The sequence below is a fragment of the Ralstonia condita genome (genome assembly GCF_958405655.1).
Classification (GTDB): domain Bacteria; phylum Pseudomonadota; class Gammaproteobacteria; order Burkholderiales; family Burkholderiaceae; genus Ralstonia; species Ralstonia condita.
Genome location: NZ_CATYWO010000014.1, coordinates 1 through 8,318, shown reverse-complemented (window position 1 = coordinate 8,318; position 8,318 = coordinate 1). Strand labels below are relative to the sequence as shown.

Genomic DNA, 8,318 nt, shown 5'->3' with positions numbered 1-8,318 from the left:
CGTGACCTTTTTACGCCGACCACCCTGGGCCCGCGCGCGGCGCCCGGGCCGCCCCCCCCCACCCGCCCCCCCCCCCCACGACTGCCGGGGCCGCTGGCCACGCTCGGATGGGACGCCTACCAGTCGATTGGTTACCGCGCGGATCATGCCCTGTGGGCGGGGCGGCACCTGCCATTCGAGGCGAGATTTTTCCACCTGGGCCTGTTCTTCAAGTCGCCGGTGCGCATGCGCGAGGTCGTGGACGGGCAGGCCCATGTCATCGCCTACGATCCGGCGATGTTCGACTATGGCAAGAGCGGTCTGGATCACCAGTCGCTGCCTGCCGACCTCGGCTTCGCGGGGTTCCGGCTGACCACCCGGGCGGACCCGACGCGCGATGTGGCCGCCTTCCTGGGTGCCAGCTACTTCCGCGCTGTGGGCGGGCAGTGGCAGTACGGCATGTCGGCGCGGGGCTTGGCGATCGATACCGGCTTGCCCCGCGCAGAAGAGTTTCCGGACTTCACCGAATTCTGGCTGGTGCGCCCGGCTGCCGATGCCGACACGTTGCGCGTCTATGCGTTGCTCGATTCGCCCAGCGTGGCCGGCATCTACCGCTTCGACATCCGCCCTGGCGACACGCTTGTGATGGACGTGGCCGTCACGCTTTACGTGCGCAAGCCGATCGAGCGCCTGGGCATCGCGCCGCTGACCAGCATGTTCCTCTACGGCGAGAATGACCGTACCGACCGCGCCGGCGATCGCCACAGCGCAGCACGTCGCTGGCGCGCGTCGGACTGGCGCCCGGAAATTCATGATTCGGACGGCCTGGCCATCTGGCGCGGCTCGGGCGAATGGGTCTGGCGGCCGCTGGCCAATCCGCCCATGCTGCGCAGCCAGCGCTTTGCCGACGACAGCCCGCGCGGCTTTGGCCTGCTGCAGCGCGATCGCAATCCCGATCATTACCAGGACGACGGCGTGTTCTACGAGAAGCGCCCGAGCGTGTGGGTGGAGCCCACGCATGACTGGGGCGAGGGCGCGGTGGAGCTGGTGGAGCTGTCGGCCAACGATGAAACCTTCGACAACATCGTCGCGTTCTGGCGGCCGGCCGTGGCGCCGCATGCGGGGCAGGAGCTGGCGTTCGGCTATCGGCTGACGTGGGGCGCGCAGCCTGCTGCGGCCTCACCGCTGGCGCGGGTGGTGGCCACGCGCACGGGCATTGGCGGCGTGGTGGGGCAGCCGCGCAAATACTTCTCGTGGCGGTTTGTGGTGGACTTTGCCGGCGGCGAGTTGTCGCGGCTGGGGCGCAGCACGGCGGGGTCGACTGTGGAGCCTGTCATCCGTGCCTCGCGCGGGCGGGTGGAGATTGCGTCGGCGCGGCCGCTGGCGAGCATCGATGGTGTCCGGGCGATGTTCGATGTGGTGCCGGATGCTAGCAATGCGCCGATTGAGTTGCTGCTGACGTTGCAGTCGGGGGAGCGGTTGTTGTCTGAGACTTGGGCGTATCAGTGGACGCCGCCGGTGGATCGGGCGGTTTGATTCTTTGGCTTGCTTGATGGATGCGGGTGGTGCGCCCCTTGTTTCATCCCCTGCCGGGGCTGACTCACTTTCTTTGTCTTGCCAAAGAAAGTAAGCAAAGAAAGGCGCGCCCGATGCGGCGAAAGACTCCTTGAATTTGTGTGACCGTGCGGGGAAGGAGGCAAACTCGCTGCGCTCAGACAAGCCTCCTTCCTTTTTCCGCCCGCTCACAAAAATTCAAGGCGCCGCATAGGGCAGGGTACGGCTACACCGTCGCTGCTGTTGGTTAATCGCGGGGCGGTGTCTTGCTGAACCTCTTTGCCATTTCTGCCCAGCCTTCCGCGCCCAGTTTTTCCATCGTCGCGATATTGCGTTCGTAGATGTCCGCTGCGTCGGGTACGGCTGCGGCGGCGCGGGCGATGCTGTCTTCGCGCAGCAGATGCAGGATGGGGACGGGCGCGCGGTTGGTGGCGTTGGCGATGTCGTCTGGGTCGGCATCGGCGAAGACGAAGTGGGGGTGGAAGCTGGCCAGTTGCAATTCGCCTTCGTAGCCGGCTTTAGCGAGCAGCGATTCGGCGCGTTCCGTGAGCGAGTGGAAGTCGAGGAAGTCGGCCAGGGCGGGGACGATCAGCAGCGTGGTGTCGATCTGTGCGGCGGGCGTGGCGTGCAGCAGGTCGGCTTCGGCACGCAGGTGGTCGAGCACGTCGCCGTCCATCGTGGCGCGGCTGACGGCGTATCGAACCTGCCGCTTGACGTGCACGGCCTTGGCGAAGGGGCACAGGTTCAGGCCGATGACGGCGTCTTCCAGCCAGCGCTGCACGGTCGCGACATGAAGGGCGGCGGCATCCGCGTCCAAGTTGAGGACATCGGCGGGTGGATCGAGCAAGACGAAATCGAGGGCGTGATTGGACACGGCGTGCGGGGTGGGATGAGACAGCGCGCAGTGTAGTCGATGGTGTGGGAGCGCTTCTTGCGACGGAATGGGTGTTGTGATTTGCAACGTCCGGCGCGCGCCCTTGATGTGCGCCGAGATCACTTCAGGTGCTTCACGCGCCGCTTATGTGGTCAGTCAATTCCGTGTTTTTGTAAAAGAAGGAGCTCAACCATGATTGAACTGCGCCTGAAAACCGCCCTCGCCGTGGCCGCCACGTTTGCTGCGTCGACTGCTTTCGCACAGATGACGCCCGCACCGCAGACTTCTCCGCAGACCACCGGCACCGTGCAGGCCGCCCCACAAGGCGGGCCGGCCACCTCGTCGTCTGACCCGCTGGTGCAGAAGCGCATTGACGACAAGGCAGCCAGCGACGAATACAAGGCCCGCAAGTCCGACGCCAAGGCCGCGTACAAGGAAGAGAAGAAGGCCGCCAAGGCAAACCGCAAGGCGGAGAGAAAGGCAGCACGCGACAAGCGCAAGGAAGCCATGCAGGAACAAGGTGGCCCTGCGCAGGTCCCCAACACCGAAGGCAAGTAAGCCGTCGGTGACGGCATGAAAAAGGCGACCCGGCGGTCGCCTTTCTTTCTGAGGGCGGCGTGCCGGCGTTTCAGTGTCCGCGCGCGGTGGGCAGGCGGACCTGCGCGACGGCCATTTCCCATTGCGCGATCCGGTGCGCGGCCTCGTCGCGGCTGATCACGGGGTGGAAGGTGCGCGAGGCGCGCCATTGCCGGGCGACTTCGTCCTCCCCCCGATAGAAGCCGGTGGCGATGCCGGCCAGGTAGGCTGCGCCCAGTGCCGTCGTCTCGATGATTTCCGGACGCACGACCGGAATGCCGAGCAGATCCGCCTGGAACTGCAGCAGCAGGTTGTTGGCCGAGGCGCCGCCATCGACGCGCAGTTCCGAGATGGTGGAAACGGCATCGCGCGTCATGGCTTGCAGCAGCGCGGTGCTTTGGAAGGCAATCGACTCCAGTGCGGCTCGGGCGATGTGGCCGATGGTCGTGCCGCGCGAGAGGCCCACGATGGCGCCTTGTGCGGTTGGATCCCAGTACGGTGCACCCAGGCCCGTGAACGACGGCACGAACACCACGCCGCCGGAATCGGGCACCGAGGCGGCCAGGCCTTCGACGTCGGCGGAGCGCTGGATGGCGCGCAGCCCGTCGCGCAGCCACTGCACCACCGCGCCGCCCACGAACACGCTGCCTTCGAGCGCGTAGCTGCGTTTCGGGCCGCTCTGACAGGCCGCCGTGCTGATCAGCCCGTTGTGCGACTGGACCGCCTTGTCGCCCGTGTTGAGCAGCATGAAGCAGCCGGTGCCGTAGGTGTTCTTGGCCATGCCGGGCTTGAAGCACGCTTGGCCGAAGAGGGCGGATTGCTGGTCGCCTGCAATGCCGCCGATGGTGAGCGAGGCGCCGAGCCAGTCGGCATCGGTCTGCCCAAATTGATACGCGGACGGATGCACCTCGGGCAACAGGCTCGGGTGGATGTCGAGTGCGCGCATCAGGTCCGCATCCCATTCGCCGGTGTGGATGTTCCACAGCATCGTGCGGGAAGCGTTCGACACGTCCGTCACATGCAGGCGGCCGCGTGTGAGTTGCCACACCAGCCAACTGTCGATGGTGCCGAAGGCGAGTTCGCCACGCGCGGCGCGTTCGCGGGCGCCGTCCACGTGGTCGAGAATCCAGCGCAGCTTGGTGGCGGAAAAATACGGGTCGATGATCAGGCCGGTGCGCTTGCGCACCTCGTCTTCCAGACCCTCGGCGCGCAGGCGTTCGCAGATGGCTTCGGTGCGGCGGTCCTGCCAGACGATGGCGTTGAAGATCGGTTTGCCCGTGGCGCGTTCCCACACCACGGTGGTTTCGCGCTGGTTGGTGATGCCAAGCGCCGCCATGTCGGCGGCGGAGAGTTTGGCTTGTTCGAGTGCGGCGCGGCAGGTGGCGAGCTGGCTGTTCCAGATGTCGAGCGGGTCATGCTCCACCCAGCCGGGCTGCGGAAAATGCTGGGGAAACTCCTGCTGGGCACTGGCGACGATCTGGCCGGCGCGGTTGAAGACGATGGCGCGTGAGCTGGATGTGCCCTGGTCGAGCGCGAGGAGGTATTCCATAAGGCAGAGTCTGATGACCGTCGGGCACGGTCAGGGTGTGGCCTGCCCGACAGGGGATGGAACGGAAACAAGCATGGTAGCCCGCAGGTGGTCGTCGTCAAAGACCGGCGCCCTGCGGGCGGCGCGTGATCAGCGCACCTTGCCGGCCTTCCAGGCTGCGAGCAGCTTGTCGTAGGCCACCGTCTCACCCTTCGGACGCTCGTTGTCGAGCTTCTTCCACGGGGCGTGTTCGGTCGACAGCCACTTCTACGGATCGCTTTCCGGGTTCAGCTTCGGCGCGCAGTTCTTCATGCCGGCGCGCTGTGTCGGCTCCCAGGCCAGCGCGGGTTCAGGGGGCCCGTTCAGCAACTGGCGCGGAATCCCCCTCGGGCAGATGTCGCATCAGCCAGCCTTCCAGTCGGCCGGTGTCGGCATCGCTGGCGTGCAGCCCGAGCTTGGTCCGCCGCCACAGGATGTCCTGCGCGGTGCGGGCCCATTCGTGTTCGACCAGGTAGCGGATTTCCGCTTCATACAGCCCTGGCGTCACCTCGGTCCCCAGGTCTTCCAGTCGCGTCGCACCGGCCAGCAACGTCGTCACGCGTGTGCCGTACTGGTGGGCATAGCGGTTTGCCAGTGCGCTGGGCAGCCAAGGCAAACGTTTTTGCAGGCGCGTCACAAAATCGGTGAATGTGTATTCGGCGACGAGCTGTCCGGGGGCTTCCAGGTCGCCGCCGGGCAATGACGCGCTAGCCGTCCACGACGGCTTGCCGGCCGCCGGCAGATACGGTGCCAGTTGATCCAACGCTTCCTCCGCCAGCTTGCGGTAGGTCGTGATCTTGCCGCCCCACACGTTGATGAGCGGCGCGCCCTTGCTGTCGGCGCCGGTCTCGCATTCGACCAGGTAGTCGCGCGTGATGGCCGAGGCGTTGGCCGCGCTGTCGTCCAACAGCGGACGCACACCGGAGTAGCTCCACACCACGTCGGCTGGCGAGAGTTGCTGCGCGAAATAGCGATTGGCCATGTCGCACAGGTAACGGATTTCGTCCGCATCGATGGCTACCCGGTCCACCGAGCCCTTGTATTCCAGATCGGTCGTGCCGATCAGCGTGAATGCATTCTCATAGGGGATTGCAAAGACGATCCGGCCATCCGGGTTCTGAAAGATATAGGCGAACGGATGGTCGAACATCCGGCGCACGATGATATGGCTGCCCTTGATCAGCCGCAGGCCGCGCGTGCTTGGCAGGGCGTGTGCCGTGCGGGCGAATTCCGCCGCCCAGGGGCCGGCGGCATTGACGATTGCCTTGGCGCGCACCGTGCGGATGCCGTCTGGGCCCGCCAGCGAGGCATGCCAGCCATCGGCGCGGCGCTCGGCGTTCAGGCAGCGCGTACGGGTGAGGATGTGCGCCCCGCGGTCGGCGGCGTCGCGGGCGTTGAGCACGACCAGACGGGCGTCGTCCACCCAGCCGTCGGAATACACGAAGCCGCGTGTGTAGCCCGGCTTGAGCGGCTTGCCGGCGGGATGCCGTTCGAACCGGATGGCTTCCGAACCGGGCAGGAAGCGCCGGCGCGCCAGATGGTCATATAAAAAGAGGCCCGCGCGGATCATCCACGCCGGGCGTTGCGCGGCGTCGTGCGGCATCACGAAGCGCAGCGGCCACATAATGTGCGGCGCCATCCGCAGCAGTACCTCGCGCTCTTGCAGGGCCTTGCGCACGAGGCTGAATTCGTAATATTCGAGGTAACGCAGTCCGCCGTGAATCAGCTTCGTCGAGGCCGAGGAGGTGTGCTGAGCCAAGTCGTCCTTTTCACACAAGACGACCGACAGGCTCCTGCCCACAGCATCCCGCGCGATGCCCACGCCGTTGATGCCGCCTCCGACCACCAGCAGATCACAATCGAGACGCGACGCATCGGTGTCTTGCATGGGTTCGGTTGGATCCTGTTGATTTGCGCGCCTTTTGTTGCGAACTCCAAGGCGTTGGCGGATAGTGTAGTGAAAGGCGAAAATAAAGCAACATATTGGATTGCCTAATTTGATCATATGTGTTCGTTTGTGTTCATTTGATGCTTCCGCGCCACCGCCAGATTCTCGAATACGTCCGCCAGTACGGCGATGCCTCCGTCGATGCGCTTGCCCGTGTGCTTGGCGTCACGACCCAAACCATTCGCCGCGACATTCGTCAGCTCGAAGACGAGCGCCTGCTTGCGCGTTATCACGGCGGCGTCGGTCTGCCGTCGTCGGTCGAGAACATCGATTACGACCAGCGCCAGGTGCTGCACATCGATGCGAAGCGCCGCATCGCCGAAGTGGTCGCCCGCCATGTCGAACCAGGCCGCTCGCTCATCATCAATATCGGAACGACGACAGAGGAGATCTCCAAGGCGCTGGTTGGCCGAAAGGGGCTGCGGGTGATCACCAACAACCTGAACGTCGCGTCGATCCTCTCCGGCAGCCCGGATGCTGAAGTCATCGTCGCCGGCGGCCTCGTGCGCAACCGCGACCGCGGCATCGTCGGCGAGGCCACGATCGACTTCATGAAGCAGTTCCGCGTCGACATCGGCATCATCGGCGTCTCCAGCATCGACGAAGACGGCACGCTGCTCGACTACGACTACCGCGAAGTACGCGTCGCCCAGGCCATCATCGAGCAGTCGCGCGAGGTCTGGCTGGCCGCCGACCACTCCAAGTTCGGCCGACGGGCTGTAGTGCGCCTGGGTCATGTCTCCCAGATCGACCGTTTCTTTACTGACCTCCCGGTGCCGGAGTCGATGATCGACGTGTTCCGCGCGGCCGAGGTCGACGTGGTGGTCGCCAGCGAGGCCGGTTGAACCGCCATTCCGCCGATTCTGGTTTTTATCCCGTCGACTACATTGAAATGACAAGGCGCGCACTCTGCGCGCCGCTTTCTACTGTTGGGTCCATCGGGGATTTTTGTGCGCAAGAACTCACATTCTGCAGTGTTGTCTGTCTTCGCGGGCACCGTCACCGAGCATGTCAGCGCCTTGCGCGATATTCCGGCAAGGCTGGCTCGACCGGATGCCGGCGATGACGATCTCCATCAGTTTCGTGTCACGTTGCGCGGGCTCCGCTCGGCAAAGGTGACCTTCGAGCCGATCCCGCCCGTCGCGCTCACTGCCGAATGGAAGCCGCGCCTGCGCAGCTCGGCGGCGTCGACGGGCGCGGTGCGCGAGTGGGATGTGCCTCTTCTGGATTGGATTCCGGCTGTCCAACAATGCCTCGACGAGCGTGATGAAGCGGCGCATCAGTGGCTTGAGGTGGCTATCGGTCGGGTGAAGTGTGCGCGCGCCACCGCCTTGAGAAAGAAGCTCCTCTGTCGGGGGAGGGCAACCCGGTACGGGCGTCAGCGCCCCGCCTGCATCGCGCGCGTATCGCGGCGAAGCAATGGCGCTATCTATATGAAGCGTTCTATCCCGCTTTGGGTGCGTGGACCTCTCGGCAATACGGAGCGCACCTGGGCAAGCTCCAGGATGCACTGGGCGAAATTCACGATGCCGGGGTTTCGCTGCAGCGTGGCACCGGATTGCTGGAGCACGCGCCGCCGGCTGCGATCTTGAGCGTTTTTCACATGCGCGAGCGCACAGAGAGAAAGCGTCCAGCCAAAAGCCTGCGCTGGATCCGTCGCCATCAGGCGATTTGACGTCCCGAAAGCACATAAAGACCATACTAACTAAAGGGGCTTGCGCAGTTCGAAAAACCCGCCTAATATTCGCCCCTCGCTGCACGACACAGCGCCGAAACGAAAGGGACGGCGGGGTGGTCGAGGCGGTGGAGAAGTAGATGTG

At 65.0% G+C, this 8,318-nt stretch carries 7 protein-coding genes and 1 pseudogene; 5 read left to right on the top strand and 3 right to left on the bottom strand.

Annotated elements, in window-relative coordinates:
* The first annotated feature begins 24 nt into the window (after nucleotides 1-24).
* On the top strand, nucleotides 25-1,515 hold the full coding sequence (locus R2N03_RS20940) for an OpgD/OpgG family glucan biosynthesis protein (protein WP_316659773.1): 1,491 nt from the start codon (nucleotides 25-27) through the stop codon (nucleotides 1,513-1,515).
* A gap of 265 nt (nucleotides 1,516-1,780) precedes the next feature.
* Here the strand turns inward: R2N03_RS20940 and R2N03_RS20935 are convergent, their stop codons facing one another.
* Complete coding sequence (locus R2N03_RS20935; protein ID WP_316659771.1) at nucleotides 1,781-2,407, bottom strand: DUF1415 domain-containing protein; 627 nt, start codon at nucleotides 2,405-2,407, stop codon at nucleotides 1,781-1,783.
* A gap of 192 nt (nucleotides 2,408-2,599) precedes the next feature.
* Between R2N03_RS20935 and R2N03_RS20930 the strand changes: the two genes are divergently transcribed.
* The gene (locus R2N03_RS20930; RefSeq protein ID WP_316659770.1) at nucleotides 2,600-2,965 is read left to right on the top strand and encodes a hypothetical protein; all 366 of its coding nucleotides are present in this window, start codon (nucleotides 2,600-2,602) and stop codon (nucleotides 2,963-2,965) included.
* Between the two features lie 70 nt (nucleotides 2,966-3,035).
* On the opposite strand, the gene glpK is transcribed toward R2N03_RS20930, so the two are convergent.
* Both glpK and glpD read right to left on the bottom strand, forming a co-directional pair.
* The gene (gene glpK, locus R2N03_RS20925) at nucleotides 3,036-4,532 is read right to left on the bottom strand and encodes a glycerol kinase GlpK (protein ID WP_316659769.1); all 1,497 of its coding nucleotides are present in this window, start codon (nucleotides 4,530-4,532) and stop codon (nucleotides 3,036-3,038) included.
* A gap of 328 nt (nucleotides 4,533-4,860) precedes the next feature.
* Nucleotides 4,861-6,438: a glycerol-3-phosphate dehydrogenase gene (gene glpD / locus R2N03_RS20920; protein WP_316659768.1), complete on the bottom strand. Its 1,578-nt coding sequence runs from the start codon at nucleotides 6,436-6,438 to the stop codon at nucleotides 4,861-4,863.
* Between the two features lie 140 nt (nucleotides 6,439-6,578).
* Between glpD and R2N03_RS20915 the strand changes: the two genes are divergently transcribed.
* The 3 genes and pseudogenes from R2N03_RS20915 (at nucleotide 6,579) to R2N03_RS20905 (ending at nucleotide 8,173) form a co-directional block, all read left to right on the top strand.
* Complete coding sequence (locus tag R2N03_RS20915) at nucleotides 6,579-7,343, top strand: DeoR/GlpR family DNA-binding transcription regulator (protein ID WP_316659767.1); 765 nt, start codon at nucleotides 6,579-6,581, stop codon at nucleotides 7,341-7,343.
* 105 nt (nucleotides 7,344-7,448) lie between these two features.
* A pseudogene (locus R2N03_RS20910) lies at nucleotides 7,449-7,784 on the top strand (CHAD domain-containing protein); the annotation flags it as partial.
* 26 nt (nucleotides 7,785-7,810) lie between these two features.
* The gene (locus R2N03_RS20905; RefSeq protein ID WP_316659772.1) at nucleotides 7,811-8,173 is read left to right on the top strand and encodes a CHAD domain-containing protein; all 363 of its coding nucleotides are present in this window, start codon (nucleotides 7,811-7,813) and stop codon (nucleotides 8,171-8,173) included.
* The last annotated feature ends 145 nt before the right edge of the window (nucleotides 8,174-8,318 follow it).